The following is a 16700-nucleotide window of genomic DNA, read 5'->3' as shown; positions in this document are numbered from 1 at the left end:
CCTCGGCACGGCACAGCGCGCACCGACCAGCCGTCGGGTCGCCTCCGACCCCGCCCGACCGTGCAGGTCAGTGGAAGACGGACTTGCGACGCATCAGCAGCGTGTAGAGCGTCTGCTGGATGGTCTCGCGCACCTGGTCGGTGAGGTTGAAGACGAGCATCGGGTCGTCCGCGGCGCCGGGGTCGTAGGAGTCCGTCCGGATCGGCTCGCCGAACTCGATGATCCACTTCGACGGCAGCGGCACGAGGCCCAGCGGTCCGAGCAGCGGGAAGAACGGCGTGATCGGCACGTAGGGTACGCCGATCAGGCGCGCGAGCGCCGGCACGTTGCCCACCAGCGGGTAGATCTCCTCCGCGCCCACAATCGAGCACGGCACGATCGGGACGCCGGTCTTGATGGCGGCCGAGACGAAGCCCCCGCGGCCGAACCGCTGCAGCTTGTAGCGCTCGGAGTAGGGCTTTCCGATGCCCTTGAAGCCCTCCGGCCAGACCGCGGCGAGCTCGCCGCTGCTGAGCAGCCGGGTGGCGTCCTCGTTGCACGCCAGCGTGGCGCCCGCCTTGCGGGCCATCTCGCCGAAGAAGGGCAGCTTGAACACGAGGTCGGCCCCGAGCGGTCGCAGGTTGCGGCCGGTGGTCTCGTGGACCGCGAACATAGAGATGGCGCCGTCGAGCGGGACGGTGCCGGAGTGGTTGGCCACGACGAGGGCGCCGCCCTCGGTGGGGATGTTCTCGACGCCGCGCACCTCGACCCGGAACCACTTGGTCGCCAGGGGGCGCACCATCTCCATGAGGAAGGTGTCGATGACCTCGGCGTCGAGGCCGTACTCGTCGACGACGTACTCGCCGGTGACGCGGCGCCGCACGAAGGCGAGCATCTGCGCCAGCTTGCGGTCGGCGTCGTCGCCGAAGACCCGCTGGGCGGCGCTGGTGGCCGCGGCCAGCAGCTCGGGCACCGACGGTCCGGGCAGGCGCCGCTCGGTCCGGGCCGGTGCGGGAGCCTCGAGCGACGCGGCCGGCTGCGACAGCCCGGTCACGCCGTCCCCGACCTCCGGCGTCGCGGGATCCACGGCGCCGGGCGTCGGTGCCCCCTCGTCGGGGAGCGACGCCTGCGTCCGCCCGCCCGCGCTGCTCGGCGCACCGGTCGCGGCCGGGGCGAAGGCGGGGTCGAGGTCCGGCTCGCCGGGCGTCTCGTCCGCGGGCTCGACGGCGTCGGAGGCCGCGTCGGACTCCTCGCGCGGTGCCGGGCCGCCGCGGCGCGCGCCGCCGGCCAGGCTGCGGGAGTTGGCCGAGGGCTTGTCCTTGCCCACGCCACGACCCGGTCGGCCGCGGGTGCCCAGGGGGATGATCTCGGCGTCAGCCATCGCTGTCCCTTCGGTCGGCTCGGACGTCGTGTCCCAGCGAGGCGGTCGCACCGGTCGCGCCGGTCGCACCGGCCCTGCCGGCGACCAGCCGCTCCAGGGAGACCACCGGGTGGGTCTCGAGCAGACCCGGGCCCAGCTTGCTGGAGAGCTCGTTGAGCGCCTGCTCGGTGCTGAAGACCGGCTCGAAGCCGAGCACCTGGCGCATCCGGGTCGTGTCGAGCCCGCGCCCGAAGGCGAGGTAGTCGATCTGCTCACCGGAGAAGTGCGGCACCGTCAGCGGGGTCTGGCGGATCAGCGACCCCAGCGAGCTCAGCGCGACCTGCGGCATCGGCACCGACACGCGGCCGAGCCGGCGGAGCGCCTGGCTCATCATCACCACGCCGTCGGCGGCGACGTTGAAGGTGCCGTGGACGCCCGCGAGGGTGGCGTGGTGGAGCACCGCGACGAGGTCGTCGTAGTGCAGCAGCTGGAGACGGGCGTCGAACCCCAGCACCTTCGGCACCGGGTTCATGGAGAAGTAGTCGACCATGATCGACCCGCCGCGCGAGGAGATCGTGTGCGCGTTGCGCAGCAGCGTCACCGTCACGTCGGGCCGTCGGCGCGAGAAGCCGCGGACGTAGCCCTCGACCTCGAGGACGTCCTTGGCGAAGCCCGAGCGGGGCATGCGCTTGGGCGCCATGTCCTCGGTGAACATGGCGGGGTCGCGGCTCGAGGAGCCGTAGACCGCGGCCGACGACTTCACGACCAGTCGCTCCAGGCCGGGGGCGCGCTGGCAGGCGGCCAGCAGCTGCATCGTCCCGATGACGTTGTGCTCCTTCATGGAGCCACGCCCCCCGACCGCGGCCGGGGAGGAGACGACGCTGGTGTGGACGACGGTGTCGACGTCCTCGCCGGCGATCACCTTGGCGATGACGGGGTTGCGGATGTCGGCGCGCACGAAGCGCACGCCACCGAGGTCACCGCGGGGCGGCACGACGTCGACGCCGATGACCCTGCTGACCTCCGGGTCGCTCGCCATCCGGCGCGCGACGAGACCACCGAGGTCGTGCGAGACCCCGGTGACCAGAACGATCCGCCCCATGCCTGCCCCGTCCCCGTGTCGCTGGCGACCTGGTCCGACCGGTCCTCGAGGGACCCGGCCGGCCCGGTCCTGGCCCTGGTGCGTCGCGGCTACTTGCCGAGACGACGACGCTGGACGCGCGTCTTCTTCAGCAGCTTGCGGTGCTTCTTCTTCGCCATGCGCTTGCGGCGCTTCTTGACCACGGAACCCAAGGGTCGAACCTTTCCGACGTGAGACGCCGGGTCCGCACTGCCGACCCGGCCGAGTGGCCCAGCCTAGCCCTCGGCGCCGTCGATCCCGAATCCGTCCCACGTGACCGTGCGCACCGGCCCGGGGCGCCGGGGGGCCCGGACGCGACGGAGCCGACGACCACGGTCGGTCGTCGGCTCCGTCGAGGCGTGCGCCGGGGGTCAGCCGGTCTGGAAGAAGCTGCGCTGGAGGTACTCGTTGACCGCGTCCTCGGGGACCCGGAAGGAGCGCCCCACCCGCACCGCGGGCAGCTCGCCGTTGTGGACCAGTCGGTAGACGGTCATCTTGGACACACGCATCACCGAGGCCACCTCGGCCACGGTCAGGAACGTGACTCCGGAGATGTCACCGGAGCTGGATTCGGCCATGTTCGGCACCGCACTTTCTCAAGCAACAGCGCCTCCGGCTTCCCCACCGGAGCGACGACGATGCGCTTTCCTTCTCTGAGCGTAGTGTGACAGATGGGGTGCGCGATACGACTTGGGCAAAAAGTTAACTCTGTACTGGCGTGTCGACTGGACAGCCGCTCCGCAAATGTCACGGATCGGGCTCTTCAGGGCATCGGATCGAGTCCCAGGAGCGGGAACGAGGCCGCACGGCTGGCGTTGACGGCGCGGTCGAGCCACACGTCGGGGTCGTAGCCCTCGCGCCAGTCGCGGTAGGCCGGATTGCGTCCGTCCGTCATCCGCCGCGGCGCCGTACGCCGCATCCGGCCGCGCACCAGCTCGCGCCACCCCTCGGGGACCGGCTGAGCCGGGTCGAGCGGCGAGCCCGCGACGATCGACAACAGGTGGGTCCACGCCCGCGGCACGACGTCGACGAGCGCGTAGCCGCCACCCCCGGTCGCCAGCCACCGGCCGTCGCAGACCTCGTGCGCCAGGTCGTGCAGCGCGAGGTACGACGCGCGCTGGCCGTCGACGCTCAGCAGCAGGTGCGCCAGCGGGTCCTCGATGTGGGAGTCGCAGCCGTGCTGGGTGACCAGCACGTCGGGGGCGAACTCACGCACCAGCGGCGGCACCACCGCGTGGAAGGCGCGCAGCCAGCCGGCGTCGGCCGTGCCCGGCGGCAGCGCGACGTTCGCGGCCGTGCCCTCGGCCCCCGGGCCGCCGGTCTCGTCGGGGAAGCCGGTGCCGGGGAAGAGCATCTGACCGGTCTCGTGGAGGCTGATCGTGAGCACGCGCGGGTCGTCGTAGAAGACCGCCTGCACGCCGTCGCCGTGGTGGACGTCGACGTCGACGTAGGCCACCCGCTCGGCGCCGTTGTCGAGCAGCCACCGGATCGCGACCGCGACGTCGTTGTAGACGCAGAAGCCGCTGGCACGGTCCGGCATCGCGTGGTGCAGGCCGCCGGCGACGTTGACCGCGTGGTCGACCTCCCCGGTCCAGACCCGGCGCGCCGCCTCCACCGAGGCGCCGACGACGTGGGCGGCCGCCTCGTGCATGCCCTCGAAGGTCGGGTTGTCGTCGCTGCCCAGACCGCGGCCCGCGTCGAGGACCGTGGGATCCGCACCCGAGCGGCGGACGGCGGCCATGTACTCCTCGTCGTGCACCGTGGCCACGAGGTCGTCGGGGGCCACCGGCGCCCGCACGACCGACAGCCCCGACGACGAGCCGGGCCCCGCGACCACCCCGAGCTCGGTGGCCAGCAGCATCGTCAGGTCGACGCGGACCGGGTCGAGCGGGTGGTCGTGGCCGAAGTCGTAGTCGACAAGGCTCTGGTCGAAGACCACGCAGGCCCGGCAGGACCCGGAGGCCGGCGGCGGACCCGGGGACGGCTCGCTGCTCATGCCCCGCCGGCCAGGTCGCGCGACCGGTCGCGGGCGGCCTCCATCGCGGTGAGGAACGCCGCCCGCACCTTGTGGTCCTCGAGCTGGCGCACCGCGGCGGCGGTGGTGCCGCCGGGCGAGGTGACCTGCTCGCGCAGCACGGTCGGGTGCTCGCCGGTCTCGCGCAGCAGCTTGGCCGAGCCGACCACGGTCTGCACCACGAGCTCGGTCGCGGTCGGACGCGGCAGGCCGAGGTGGACCCCGGCCTCGATCATCGCCTCCACCACGAAGAACAGGTAGGCAGGGCCGGAGCCGCTGATCGCGGTGACCGCGTCCTGCTGGTTCTCCGGCACCCGCAGGACCTTGCTGGTGGCCGACATCAGCGCCTCGGCGCGCGCCAGGTGGTCGTCGTCGCAGTGCGTGCCCGGCGAGATGGCGGCCATGCCGGCGTCGACCAGGGCGGGCGTGTTCGGCATGACCCGCACGACCGCGACACCCTCGGGGACGTGGGACTCGATGAAGGCGGTGGTGACGCCGGCCGCCAGCGACACCAGCAGCTGGCCCGCCCGCAGGACCGGCGCGATGTCGGTGAGGAGGTCGGCCATGTCCTGCGGCTTCACGACGACCACGACGGTGTCGGCCTCGGCGGCGGCGGCGCGGTTCTCGACCACGCGCACGCCGTACCGCTCCTCGAGCTCGGTGGCGCGCTGCAAGCTCTTCTCGCCCACGAGGAGGCTCGAGACCTCCCGGCCGGCGCGCACGAGGCCCGACAGCAGGCTCTCCCCCATCACCCCGGCGCCCAGGATCGCGACGCTGTCCGTCATCGGTGGTCTCCTTCTCCGCCCCCGTCGGGACGGTGTCAGCAGGGTCGAGCCGAGGCCGGGCCCGGTCATCCGGTGGTGTCCGGTGGTGGCCCGTGGCGGCCGGGTCAGCCGGTGGTGGCCAGCGAGCGCAGGAAGAACGCGACGTTGCTCGGACGCTCGGCCAGCCGCCGCATGAGGTAGCCGTACCACTCCTGACCGTAGGGCACGTAGACCCGCACCGTCTCGCCGGAGTCGGCCAGCCGACGCTGCTCGTCGGGGCGCACGCCGTAGAGCATCTGGTACTCGAAGCTGCCCTGCGCGCGGCCCGCCGCCCGCGCGAGCTCGCCCGCGATCGCGACCATGCGCGGGTCGTGGCTGGCCACCATCGGGTAGCCGGCGCCGTTCATCAGCACCTTGAGGCAGCGCACGTAGGAGAGGTCGACCTCCTGCCGGGTCTGGAACGCCACCCGCTCGGGCTCCTCGTAGGCGCCCTTGCAGAGCCGCACCCGCGAGCCCTCGACGGCCAGGTCGCGGCAGTCGGTCTCGGTGCGGCGCAGGTAGGCCTGGAGCACCGCGCCGGTCTCGGGGTAGTCCTTGCGCAGCTCGCGCAGGGTCCGCAGCGTCGCGTCGGTGGTGGAGTGGTCCTCCATGTCGAGGGTGACGGTGGTGCCCCGTCGCCTCGCCGCGGCGCAGATGGTGCGGGCGTTCTCCAGCGCCACCTTGTCACCGCGGTCGGGCAGGGCCTGGCCGACCGCCGACAGCTTGACCGACACCTCGACCGAGCCCGTCAGCCCGGCGGCGTGCAGCCCCTCGAGGACGTCGAGGTAGGCGTCGACGGTCGCGCTGGCCTGCGCCTCGTCGGTGGTGTCCTCGCCCAGGAAGTCGAGGGTGACGGTGCGGCCGGTGGCCACCAGCTCGGCACTGGCGCGGACGGCGTCGGAGGTCTCCTCGCCGGGCACGAAGCGGTCGACGACCCCGCGCGAGACCGGCGTGGTGGTGACCAGGTGGCGGACCCGGTCACTGTCGGCCAGCTTGAGCAGCGGACGTCGCAACAGGTCGGCAGGTCCGGTCATGGCGCCCAGGCTACGCCGTACGTCGTCGCAGCGTGGCGGCCCCGAGGCCCAGCGCCACCACGGCGAACGCGAGCACGACGAGGAGGTCGACCCCCACGTCGCCGGCCACTCCGTCCCAGGTCGACGATCCGCCGCCGGCGACGGCCTGCATGGCCTCCACCGCGTAGGTCAGCGGCAGCACGGACGCGACGGCCCCCAGCACCGACGGCATCTGGTCGGTGGGCACGAAGAGCCCGCACAGCAGGATCTGCGGGATGACCACGAGCGGCATGAACTGCACCGCCTGGAACTCGGTGGCCGCAAAGGCGGAGACCAGGAGCCCCAGCGCCGTGCCGAGCACCGCGTCGGCGACCGCCACCACGACGAGGACGGCGACCGGTCCCTCGACCGCGAGCCCGAGGAGGCCGACGCAGACCGCCACCGCGAGCGTCGACTGCACCAGCGCGAGCAGGCCGAAGGCGACGGCGTAGCCGCCCAGGAGGTCGAGCTTGCCGACCGGCATCGACAGCAACCGTTCGAGCGTGCCCGAGGTGCGCTCGCGCAACGTGGTCACCGACGTCACCAGGAACATCACGATGAAGGGGATGATCGCCAGCAGCGGCGGGCCGAGGGAGTCGAACGGGCTGCCCACCACGGTCGGCACCTCGCGGAACATCCACCACAGCAGGGTGAGCACGACGCTCGGCAGCACCACCAGCATGGCCAAGGTGCGGTGGTCGCGGCGGACCTGGCGCAGCACGCGGGCCGCGACGGCGAGCGTCACGCGCGGCGACGGCAGGGCACTCACGGGGCGTCCTCGACGAGCCGCAGGAAGGCGTCCTCCACCGTCGTGGCGCCGGTCCGGGACAGCAGCTCCGCGGGGGTGCCCTCGGCGAGGAGCCGGCCGGCGCGCATGAGCAGCAGCCGGTCGCAGCGCTCGGCCTCGTCCATGACGTGGCTCGACACGACGAGGCAGCAGCCCTGGTCGGCCAGGACGTGGAACAGCCGCCACAGGTCGCGGCGCAGCACCGGGTCGAGACCGACGGTGGGCTCGTCGAGCACCAGCACCTCGGGCCGGGACAGCAGCGCCACCGCGAGCGAGACCCGGCTGCGCTGGCCCCCCGACAGCGTCGCCACGACCCGGTCGGCCTGGCCGGTCAGGTCGACCCGCTCCAGGCTGCGGCGTACGGCGTCGGGGTCGGCGCGCAGCACCCGGGCGAAGAAGCGCAGGTTCTCGACCACCGTCAGGTCGGCGTACACGCTGGCGGACTGGGTGACGTAGCCGACGCGACGTCGCAGCGGGGACGACCCGGCCGGGCCGCCGAGCACCGTGACCTCTCCCCCGGCCACCTTCTGCACGCCGACGAGCGCCCGCATCAGCGAGGTCTTGCCGCAGCCCGAGGGACCCAGCAGGCCCAGCACCTCGCCCGCCGCCGCCTCGAAGGTCAGGTGGTCGACCGCGACGGTGCCGCCCCGGACCACGTGGAGGTCCCGGGCCACGACCGCCGGCGGGCTCGGCATCCTCCGACCGTAGGGCCCCGGCAGGCTCCCGGTCACTCCCCAGGGACCGGCTCAGTCGAGGAGGGCCGTTCGCTGGGCCGCGGTCAGGCCGGTGACGCCCCGTCCGGGGATCTGCCAGGGCTCCTCGTCGAGCCCGCGCAGCCAGGCCCAGGTGTCGGCGACGGTCTCCTCGGCCGGGCGCACCGTGAGGCCGGCGGTCGCCGCGGCCGACGTGTCGCTGTCGTGCAGGGCGGCCAGCTCCCCGGTGGGCGGCGTCCAGACCGGCAGGTCGCTCCAGCCGGAGACCCCGGCCCCGGCCAGCCGCTCGGGGGTGACCCACACCAGCTCCGCGCCTCCCCCGGTCACCGCGACGCACGCGTCCAGGAGCGCCCCGATGGTGGTGTGGCCCGGCGGGCTGACGGCGTCGAAGGTGCCGGTGGTGCCGCTCTCGGCGCAGCGCACCATCCAGCCCGCGAGGTCGCGGGCGTCCACCAGCTGCAACGGCCGCTCCCGCGGCCCTGGGGCCACGACCCGGCCGTCGCGCCCGGACCGGGCAGCCGCGTCGGCGTCGCGGGTCGTGCGCAGCCACCACGGCAGCCGGCCGACGTTCTCGTGCGGACCGAGGATCAGCCCGGCACGGGCGAGGAGGCAGCGGTCCCCGAAGCGCTCCAGCACGGCGAGCTCGCCACCGCGCTTCGCCGCCGCGTAGTCCGCCGCGTCGTCGCTCCGCGGGTCGCCCGCCACGACCGGCTCCGACTCGTCGCCGCCCGCACGAGGCGGCCAGGTGTAGACCGAGCGGCTCGACACGTAGCCGTGGTGCCCGACACGGTCGGCCAGCAGGTCGGCGGTCGTCGCCACCGGTCGGGGCTCCGACGACCAGGTGTCGACCACGGCGTCCCAGGTGTCGCTCCCGAGCGCGGCCCGGACGGCGTCGGGGTCGCGCCGGTCGGCCCGGCGTACGTCGACCCCCGGCTCGTCGGGACCGGTGGTGCCGCGGTTGAGGGTGGTGACGTCGTGGCCGGCGGCGACGCCCGCCTGCACCACGGCACGGCCCACGAACGAGGTGCCGCCGAGGACGAGCAGCCTCATGCCGGTGCCGGCCGGGGCGAGAGGTGGAGGCGGGCGAAGGCGAGGCCCTCGATGAGGTCGGTCTCCCGCTGACGGCGTCCGCCGGAGCGGCGGGTGTTGATCTCCAGCACGACGTGGCCGTCGAAGCCGGAGCCGGCGACGTGCTCGAGCATCGCCGCCACCGGCTGGGTGCCGCGGCCCGGCACGAGGTGCTCGTCCTTGGCGCTGCCCGACCCGTCGGTCAGGTGGATGTGCCGCAGCCGGTCGCCGAGCGCGCGGGCCAGCTCGAGGGAGTCCTGCTGGGCGGTGGAGGCGTGCGACACGTCGAGGGTCGTGTGCCGCGTGGTGGCGTACGCCGAGCCGGTGACGTCCCAGTCCGGCGCGTAGACCTCGGTCTCGCGGCGTCGCGTGCGCCACGGGTACATGTTCTCCACCGCGATCCGCACGCCGGTCCGCTCCTCCATCATCGCCACCCCCTCGACGAAGCCGCGGGCGTAGTCGCGCTGCCAGCGGAACGGCGGGTGCACGACGACGACGTCGGCGCCCACCCGTCGGGCCATCTCGGTGCTGGTCTCGAGCTTGCCCCAGGGGTCGAGCCCCCAGACCCGTTGGGTGAGCAGCAGGCAGGGGGCGTGGACCGCGCACACCGGGATCCGGTGGTACTCCGCGAGGTGGGCGACCTGGTCGAGGTCCTGGCTGGTCTCGTCGACGCCCACCATCACCTCGACGGCGTCGAAGCCGAGCCGCACCGCCATCTCGAACCCCGCCGCCGTCGACTCCGGGTAGACCGAGGCGGTCGAGAGCGCGACCTTGATCTCGGGACCGAGGAGGCCGTCCGTCCCCGTCGTCGGGCCCTCGCCGCTGGACACCGTCACCGCCGTCAGCCGAGGATGCTGAGCTCGTCGAGCCGCTCGAGGATGACGCCCTCACGCAGCGCCCAGGGGCAGATCTCGAGCTCCTCGACGCCGAAGATGTCCATGACCGCGTCGGCCACCAGCGCGCCGGCGACCAGCTGGCGCGAGCGTCGCGGGGAGACCCCGGGCAGCTCCTGGCGCGCGTCGTCGTCCATGGCCAGCAGGTCGTCGAGCTTTTCGCGCAGCGTCTCGGCGCTCAGCGTGCGGCGGACGAACATGCCCTCGCCCGACGGCGCGGCGCCGCAGATGCGGGCCAGCGACCGGAACGTCTTGGACGTCGCCACCGCGTGCTGCGGCTCGCCGGCGCGCAGCACCTTCCCGGCCTCGCGGGCCAGGTCGGCGCGGATGCTCTTGCGCAGCTTGCGGACGGTCTTGGCCTCCGGCGGGTCCTCGGTCAGCAGGCCGCGGGTCAGCCGTCCGGCCCCGAGCGGCAGCGACTGCACGACGTCGGGGTTCTCGTCCTGACCGGTCGCGATCTCCAGCGAGCCGCCGCCGATGTCGAACACGAGCAGCCGTCCCGAGGACCACCCGAACCAGCGGCGTACGGCGAGGAACGTCAGCCGGGCCTCGTCGTCACCGGGGAGCACCTCGAGCTCGACCCCGGTCTCGTCCTTGACGGCGTCGAGGACCTCGTCGGAGTTGGCGGAGTCGCGGGTGGCCGAGGTCGCGAAGGCGTACATGTCCTCGCAGCCCTTGCTCTCCGCGACGTCGAGGGCGGACCCGACGAAGTCGACCAGCGCGGCGATGCCCTTCTGGGTCATCGCGCCGTCGTCGTCGAGGTGCTCGGCGAGTCGCAGCGGCTCCTTGAAGGAGTAGGCCGGCAGGGGTGCGGCACCGCCGGCAGCGTCCACCACCAGGAGATGTCCGGTGTTGGACCCGATGTCGAGGACCCCGAGGCGCACCCCCTCAACCTAGCGTGCGCGGGGGCGCGGCCCGGCCGCAACGGTCCAGACACCCAGGGGGCTAGGCTCACGGCCGTGCCAGAGGTCGATCCGGTCTTCCCCCGCGCGTGGGTCGAGTTCGCCGACCCCGACGACGCCGAGCAGGTCTTCCGCTGCGACCTCACGTGGCTGACCTCGAGCTGGTCGTGCATCTTCGGCAACGGCTGCCAGGGCATCTACGCCGACCGGCCCGACGACGGCTGCTGCACGCTCGGCGCCCACTTCAGCGACGAGGCCGACGAGGCCCGGGTGGCGGCCCAGGTCGAGCAGCTCACCGACGCCGACTGGCAGCTGCGCCCGAAGGGCCGCAAGCGCTGGGTCGAGACCGACGACGACGGCGAGCGCAAGACCCGCGTGGTCGACGGCGCCTGCGTCTTCCTCAACCGTCCGGGGTTCCCCGCCGGCGCCGGCTGCGCGCTGCACGGGCTGGCGCTGCGCACCGGCCAGCACTTCGTCGCGACCAAGCCCGACGTCTGCTGGCAGCTGCCGATCCGACGCACCTACCGCACCGTCGAGCTGCCCGACGACACGAGCTACCTGGAGATCACGATCGCGGAGTACCAGCGCTCCGGCTGGGGACCCGGCGGTCACGACCTCGACTGGTACTGCTCGGGCAACACCGAGGCCCACGTCGCCGCCGAGGCGGTCTACGTCACCAACGCCACCGAGCTCACCGAGCTGATGGGCGCGGCGGCGTACGACGAGCTGGCGCAGCACTGCGCGACCCACCTGCGCTCGCGCAGCGCCCTGGCCATCCACCCTGCGAGCCGGGACCGTCTCACCCGCTGAACCACCCGGCGGGCGGGGTCGCAGGCGTCGGCCCTCCGGTCGCGGACTTGCCCGACCCCGCTGTTCCGGGCCCGCGGCGGTCGGTCCACAATGACGGAATGCGCCTGGACCATCTCTCGTACGCCGCCGGACCGGATGGGCTCGCCAGCACCGCACGTCGGCTGGGGGACCTGCTCGGTGAACCGTTCCTGGACGGCGGGATCCACCCCCGCTTCGGGACCCGCAACATGGTGCTGCCGCTCAGCGCGGGCACCTACGTCGAGGTGGTCGAGTGCCTCGACCACCCCGCCTCCGACAAGGCTCCCTTCGGCCAGGCCGTGCGTGCGCGCTCCGAGCTGGGCGGCGGCTGGCTCGGGTGGGTGATCGCCGTCTCCGACGTCGCCCCGCTCGAGGAGCGCCTGGGCCGCGAGGCCGTGCAGGGCAACCGCTACCGGCCGGACGGCCACGAGCTGCGCTGGAAGCAGATCGGCGTCAAGGGCCTGCAGTCCGACCCGCAGCTGCCGTTCTTCGTGCAGTGGGAGAACTACGCCGAGGACCACCCGAGCCTCGGGTGCTCGGACCGGGTGCACCTGGAGTGCCTGGAGATCGCCGGAGACCCCAACCGCGTGAGCGAGTGGCTCGGCCGTCCGGTCGAGGGTCCGCTCGAGGACGTCAAGGTCGACTGGGTCGGGCGCAACGGCACCCCCGGTCTCGTGGCGGCGAAGTTCAGCACCCCCGCCGGCCCCGTCCGCATCTGACGTCGACGGGTCGGGCCGCGTGAGCGGCGACGGGGTGGTCCCCTCCCCCAACATCTGGCACCACACCGCGACGTACGAGCTGGAGAACCGGGCCTGCGACCCCGACGGCGTCATCGAGACCGCGATGCGGTCGATCGCCGACTGGGCCGGGCGCGACGTCCTCGACGTCGGCTGCGGCTCCGGCTTCCACCTGCCCCGCTTCGCCGCCACCGCGCGGCACGTCGTCGGGGTCGAGCCGCACCCGCCGCTGGTGGCCCTCGCGGCGCGGCGCACCCGCCGGCTCGACAAGGTCGAGGTGCGCGCCGGCACCGCCCAGGCGCTGCCGCTGCCCGACGCCTCGGTCGACGTCACCCACGCGCGCTGGTCGTACTTCTTCGGACCGGGCTGCGAGCCGGGGCTGCGCGAGCTCACGCGCGTGCTGCGCCGGGGTGGCACGGCGTTCGTCGTCGACAACGACGGCACCCGGTCGACCTTCGGCCGGTGGTTCCGGCGGGGCTACCCGAGCGTCGACCCGGCCGCGGTCGAGCGCTTCTGGTCGGCACAGGGCTGGGAGCGCGAGCCCCTCACGATCGCCTGGCGCTTCGAGACGCGGGCCGACCTCGAGCAGGTCGTGCGCATCGAGCTCGACCCCGCCACCGCCGAGGCAGCGCTGGTCGAGCACCCGGCCTCCGCCGGCCTCGAGATCGACTACGCCGTCAACCTCTGGTGGCGCCGCGCCTGACCAACCCGCCCGCGTCGGCCGGGAAGCTCAGGAGCTGGCGCGCAGGCGGAGCTCGGGGGTGAGGATGACGTGGGCGTCCTCGATCGACCGCATGACGAGGCGGTCCTCGAGCAGCCGCACGATCTGGACCGCGACCTCCTCGAGCGGCTGGCGCACCGACGTCAGCCCCGGCGGCACGACCTGCGCGGCGAGCGAGTCGTCGAAGCCGACGAGCGAGAGGTCGTGCGGTCCCGCCTGTCGCCCGCGCTCGTTGATGGCCTGCAGCACCCCCATGGCGATGGTGTCGCTGCAGCACACGAAGGCCGAGGGCTGGTCGGAGTCGAGCATGGCGTGCGCGGCGCGCCGGCCGAACTCGATGGTGTCCTCGCCACGCGCGCTCAGCCGCGTGGTCGACAGCCCGCGCTCGTGCATGCGGTCGACCCACCCGCTGCGGCGGTCCTCCCCGATGTACGACGACTTCTGCCACCCGACCCAGGCGATGCGCTCGTGACCACGGTCGGCGAGGTGGTCGACGGCGAGCATGACCCCGGCCCGGCCGTCGACGTCGACCCACGGGTGGGACGCGGAGGGCTCCTCCCACGGGCGTCCGAAGGACACGAACGGCACCTGGCGCTCCTCGAGCCACTGCGCCTGCGGGTTGCCGCGGTAGGTGTCGGTGACGAGGAACGCGTCCACGGCCGCCGAGCGCAGCAGCGCGTCGTAGCCGTCGAGCGGGTCGCTCACGTCCTCGGCCGTGAACAGCAGGATGTGGAGGCCGGCCTCCTTGCACGACTCGACCAGCGAGTGCAGGAAGCGGTCCATCAGGCCCGACGCGGTGCCCTCGACGGCCGGCTCGAGGCGCAGCCCGACGAGGTGGGAGGTGCGGGTGCGCAGGTTGCGGGCGGCCCGGTTCGGCGTGTAGCCGAGGGTCTCGATCGCGGTCTGCACCCGCTCGAGGGTGTCGGGGCGCAGCAGCTCGGGGCTGTTCAGCGCGTTCGAGACCGTCTGCCGCGAGACGCCGGCCGCGGCCGCGACGGTGGCCAGCGTGGCCACGGGGCGGTGTCGTCCCGGCATTGCTGTCCTCCCGTGAGCAGACCCTGCACGGCGTCTGGATCGTTCCAACCCGCTCATGCTACCTGTCGTCGACCCGTCGCGGCGGAGCGCCGTACCAGCACTGTCGGAGCCCTCGCCTACCGTGCCTGTCATGACTCGCTCCACCGCCCGTGCCCCGCGCGTCCGCAGCGTCTTCACCTGTTCCGAGTGCGGCTGGGAGACGGCCAAGTGGGTGGGTCGCTGCCACGACTGCCAGGCCTGGGGCAGCATGGCCGAGGTCCGCACCGCCGGTGGCGGCGAGAGCACCGCGCCGGCCGCCACCACCCCCGTCACGCCGGCCGTCCCGATCGGGCAGGTGCCCATCGAGGAGTCCCAGGCGACCAGCTGCGGGGTCGAGGAGCTCGACCGCGTGCTCGGCGGCGGCCTGGTGCCGGGTGCGGTCATCCTGCTGGCCGGCGAGCCCGGCGTCGGCAAGTCCACCCTGCTCCTCGACGTGGCCGCCCGGACGGCGCGCAGCGGCCGGCGGGTCCTCTACGTCTCCGGGGAGGAGTCCGCCGCGCAGGTGCGTCTGCGCGCGGACCGGTGCCGCGGGGTCCACCACGACCTCTACCTGGCGGCCGAGACCGACCTCGGGGTGCTGCTCGGCCACGTCGAGCAGCTGCGCCCCGACCTGCTGGTGGTCGACTCGGTGCAGACCATCGACGCGCCCGGCCTCGCCGGGGTGCCCGGAGGCATCAGCCAGGTCAAGGAGGTGACCGCGGCCCTGGTCCGCCAGGCCAAGACCCGCGGGATGGCCACCATCCTGGTGGGCCACGTGACCAAGGACGGCGGCATCGCGGGGCCGCGGGTCCTCGAGCACATGGTCGACGTGGTGCTGCACTTCGAGGGCGAGCGCTCCACCCGGCTGCGGATGGTGCGGGCGCTGAAGAACCGCTTCGGCCCGGTCGACGAGGTCGGTTGCTTCGACCTGTCCGGCGACGGCATCAACGCCGTGGTCGACCCGTCGGGGTTGTTCGTCTCGCGCCACCACCAACCGGTCCCGGGCACCTGCGTGTCGGTGACCCTCGAGGGACGGCGGCCGCTGCTCACCGAGATCCAGGCCCTGGTCGCCCCGTCGCCGATGGAGCGCCCGCGCCGCACGTCCTCGGGCATCGAGTCCGCCCGCTTCGCCCAGGTGCTGGCCGTGCTGGAGGCGCGGGAGGGCCTGGCGCTGGGGCGCCAGGACGTCTTCGCCTCCACCGTCGGCGGCGCCCGGGTCTCGGAGCCGGCGGGCGACCTCGCCATGGCACTCGCGATCGCGAGCGCCGCGCGCGGCTTCCACTTGCCGGCCGACATGATCGCGATCGGCGAGATCGGCCTGGCCGGCGAGCTGCGTCGGGTGCCCGAGCTCGACCGGCGGCTGTCCGAGGCCGCCCGCATCGGCTTCAAGCTCGCGCTGGTCTCCGCCGAGCCCGGACAGATCGGCAGCCGGCGGGTCGACGGTCTCGAGGTCGCGGCGGCGCCGGATCTGCGCGGCGCGCTGCAGGTCGTCCAGCTGACGGGCCCCGTCTCCGCCTCGCGACGACCCTGACGCTCTAGACTCGGCCCACGACCGACGCACGTCCGCGAACCGAGGAGCGCCCGTGGCACCCCCCGACCGTCCCGACGACGTCGAGCGCCTGCGCGCGGTGCTGGCCGGGGTCGCCCCCGGCACCCAGCTGCGCGACGGGCTGGAGCGGATCCTGCGGGGTCGCACCGGCGCCCTCATCGTGCTGGGCACCGACCGCACCATCGACACGATCTCCAGCGGCGGCTTCCGCCTCGACGTCCCCTTCTCGGCGACCGGTCTGCGCGAGCTGGCCAAGATGGACGGCGCGATCATCCTCGACGCCGACGCCACCCGCATCATCCGGGCCGCGGTGCACCTCATGCCCGACGCGACCATCCACTCCGAGGAGACCGGCACCCGCCACCGCACCGCGGACCGCGTCGCCCGCATGACCGGCTACCCGGTCATCTCGGTGTCGCAGTCGATGCAGATCATCGCGCTGTACGTCGGCGAGCGCCGCTACGTCCTCGAGGACACCGGCTCGATCCTGGCGCGGGCCAACCAGGCGCTGGCGACCCTCGAGCGCTACAAGATGCGCCTCGACGAGGTCTCCAGCACCCTGTCGGCCCTCGAGATCGAGGACCTCGTCACCGTCCGGGACGTGGCCGTCGTGGCCCAGCGCCTCGAGATGGTCGCCCGCATCGCCCGCGAGATCGAGGACTACGTGCTCGAGCTCGGCACCGACGGCCGCCTGATGGCGCTGCAGCTCGAGGAGCTGGTGACCGGCGTCGACCAGGACCGGTTCCTCGTCGTGCGCGACTACCAGCCGGCCGGCAAGAAGGCCCGGGCTCACGAGGTGGTGCTGACCGACATGCAGGAGCTCGACGCGACGACCCTCGTCGACGTCAGTGCGGTCGCCGCGGCCCTGGGCCTGGGCAGCACCGAGATGCTCGACAGCCCGGTCGCCCCCCGCGGCTACCGGCTGCTGGCGAAGGTGCCCCGGCTGCCCGCCACCGTGGTCGAGCGGCTCGTCGACCACTTCGGGGGCCTGCAGAAGCTGCTCGGCGCCGGCATCGACGACCTCCAGGCCGTCGACGGCGTGGGCGAGCTGCGCGCGCGCAGCGTGCGCGAGGGACTGTCCCGGCTCGCCGAGTCCAGCATCCTCGAGCGCTACGTCTGAG

General features: G+C 73.6%; 18 protein-coding genes. 5 read left to right on the top strand and 13 right to left on the bottom strand.

Going from position 1 to position 16700, the window contains the following annotated elements:
• Positions 1–67 precede the first annotated feature (67 nt).
• The 12 genes from G7072_RS01125 to G7072_RS01070 form a co-directional block, all read right to left on the bottom strand.
• On the bottom strand, positions 68–1360 hold the full coding sequence (locus tag G7072_RS01125) for a lysophospholipid acyltransferase family protein (protein ID WP_166083820.1): 1293 nt from the start codon (positions 1358–1360) through the stop codon (positions 68–70).
• Complete coding sequence (locus G7072_RS01120; protein ID WP_166083819.1) at positions 1353–2441, bottom strand: NAD-dependent epimerase/dehydratase family protein; 1089 nt, start codon at positions 2439–2441, stop codon at positions 1353–1355. The genes G7072_RS01125 and G7072_RS01120 overlap by 8 nt, the downstream gene beginning before the upstream one ends.
• An 89-nt stretch (positions 2442–2530) precedes the next feature.
• Complete coding sequence (locus G7072_RS01115; protein WP_121804165.1) at positions 2531–2632, bottom strand: AURKAIP1/COX24 domain-containing protein; 102 nt, start codon at positions 2630–2632, stop codon at positions 2531–2533.
• A gap of 198 nt (positions 2633–2830) precedes the next feature.
• Positions 2831–3037 (bottom strand): helix-turn-helix domain-containing protein, encoded by a 207-nt coding sequence (locus tag G7072_RS01110; RefSeq protein WP_166083818.1) that lies wholly within the window; start codon positions 3035–3037, stop codon positions 2831–2833.
• A gap of 185 nt (positions 3038–3222) precedes the next feature.
• Complete coding sequence (locus G7072_RS01105) at positions 3223–4455, bottom strand: acetoin utilization protein AcuC (RefSeq protein WP_166083817.1); 1233 nt, start codon at positions 4453–4455, stop codon at positions 3223–3225.
• Positions 4452–5258: a pyrroline-5-carboxylate reductase gene (gene proC / locus G7072_RS01100; protein ID WP_166083816.1), complete on the bottom strand. Its 807-nt coding sequence runs from the start codon at positions 5256–5258 to the stop codon at positions 4452–4454. The genes G7072_RS01105 and proC overlap by 4 nt, the downstream gene beginning before the upstream one ends.
• A 104-nt stretch (positions 5259–5362) precedes the next feature.
• The gene (locus G7072_RS01095) at positions 5363–6292 is read right to left on the bottom strand and encodes a proline dehydrogenase family protein (protein ID WP_166089485.1); all 930 of its coding nucleotides are present in this window, start codon (positions 6290–6292) and stop codon (positions 5363–5365) included.
• A gap of 28 nt (positions 6293–6320) precedes the next feature.
• A complete protein-coding gene (locus tag G7072_RS01090) occupies positions 6321–7097 on the bottom strand; it encodes an ABC transporter permease (RefSeq protein ID WP_240917081.1) in 777 nt (258 codons plus the stop codon).
• Positions 7094–7810 (bottom strand): heme ABC exporter ATP-binding protein CcmA, encoded by a 717-nt coding sequence (ccmA, locus tag G7072_RS01085; protein ID WP_166083815.1) that lies wholly within the window; start codon positions 7808–7810, stop codon positions 7094–7096. Before ccmA ends, G7072_RS01090 begins: the two co-directional genes overlap by 4 nt.
• A gap of 51 nt (positions 7811–7861) precedes the next feature.
• Entirely contained in the window at positions 7862–8878 is a 1017-nt protein-coding gene (locus G7072_RS01080) for an NAD-dependent epimerase/dehydratase family protein (RefSeq protein WP_166083814.1), read from the bottom strand.
• Positions 8875–9732 carry a sugar phosphate isomerase/epimerase gene (locus G7072_RS01075; protein ID WP_240917080.1) on the bottom strand — a complete coding sequence of 286 codons (858 nt, stop codon included), beginning with the start codon at positions 9730–9732 and terminating at the stop codon, positions 8875–8877. Before G7072_RS01075 ends, G7072_RS01080 begins: the two co-directional genes overlap by 4 nt.
• Before the next feature lie 5 nt (positions 9733–9737).
• Positions 9738–10673, bottom strand: coding sequence for a Ppx/GppA phosphatase family protein (locus G7072_RS01070; protein ID WP_166083813.1), 936 nt, complete (start codon positions 10671–10673; stop codon positions 9738–9740).
• A 75-nt stretch (positions 10674–10748) separates the two neighbouring features.
• Here G7072_RS01070 and G7072_RS01065 point away from each other — a divergent pair, with 75 nt between their 5' ends.
• The 3 genes from G7072_RS01065 (at position 10749) to G7072_RS01055 (ending at position 12959) form a co-directional block, all read left to right on the top strand.
• Positions 10749–11501 carry a DUF3109 family protein gene (locus G7072_RS01065; protein WP_166083812.1) on the top strand — a complete coding sequence of 251 codons (753 nt, stop codon included), beginning with the start codon at positions 10749–10751 and terminating at the stop codon, positions 11499–11501.
• A gap of 98 nt (positions 11502–11599) precedes the next feature.
• A complete protein-coding gene (locus G7072_RS01060) occupies positions 11600–12238 on the top strand; it encodes a VOC family protein (RefSeq protein WP_166083811.1) in 639 nt (212 codons plus the stop codon).
• A 19-nt stretch (positions 12239–12257) separates the two neighbouring features.
• Positions 12258–12959 carry a class I SAM-dependent methyltransferase gene (locus tag G7072_RS01055; protein WP_166083809.1) on the top strand — a complete coding sequence of 234 codons (702 nt, stop codon included), beginning with the start codon at positions 12258–12260 and terminating at the stop codon, positions 12957–12959.
• Between the two features lie 27 nt (positions 12960–12986).
• Here the strand turns inward: G7072_RS01055 and G7072_RS01050 are convergent, their stop codons facing one another.
• Entirely contained in the window at positions 12987–14012 is a 1026-nt protein-coding gene (locus tag G7072_RS01050; RefSeq protein WP_166083808.1) for a LacI family DNA-binding transcriptional regulator, read from the bottom strand.
• A 130-nt stretch (positions 14013–14142) separates the two neighbouring features.
• Here G7072_RS01050 and radA point away from each other — a divergent pair, with 130 nt between their 5' ends.
• Positions 14143–15561 carry a DNA repair protein RadA gene (gene radA, locus G7072_RS01045; protein WP_166083807.1) on the top strand — a complete coding sequence of 473 codons (1419 nt, stop codon included), beginning with the start codon at positions 14143–14145 and terminating at the stop codon, positions 15559–15561.
• A 52-nt stretch (positions 15562–15613) separates the two neighbouring features.
• Entirely contained in the window at positions 15614–16699 is a 1086-nt protein-coding gene (gene disA / locus G7072_RS01040) for a DNA integrity scanning diadenylate cyclase DisA (protein ID WP_166083806.1), read from the top strand.
• Position 16700 lies beyond the last annotated feature (1 nt).

Source organism: Nocardioides sp. HDW12B (genome assembly GCF_011299595.1).
GTDB lineage: Bacteria > Actinomycetota > Actinomycetes > Propionibacteriales > Nocardioidaceae > Marmoricola_A.
This window is presented reverse-complemented; position numbering and strand designations above follow the sequence as displayed.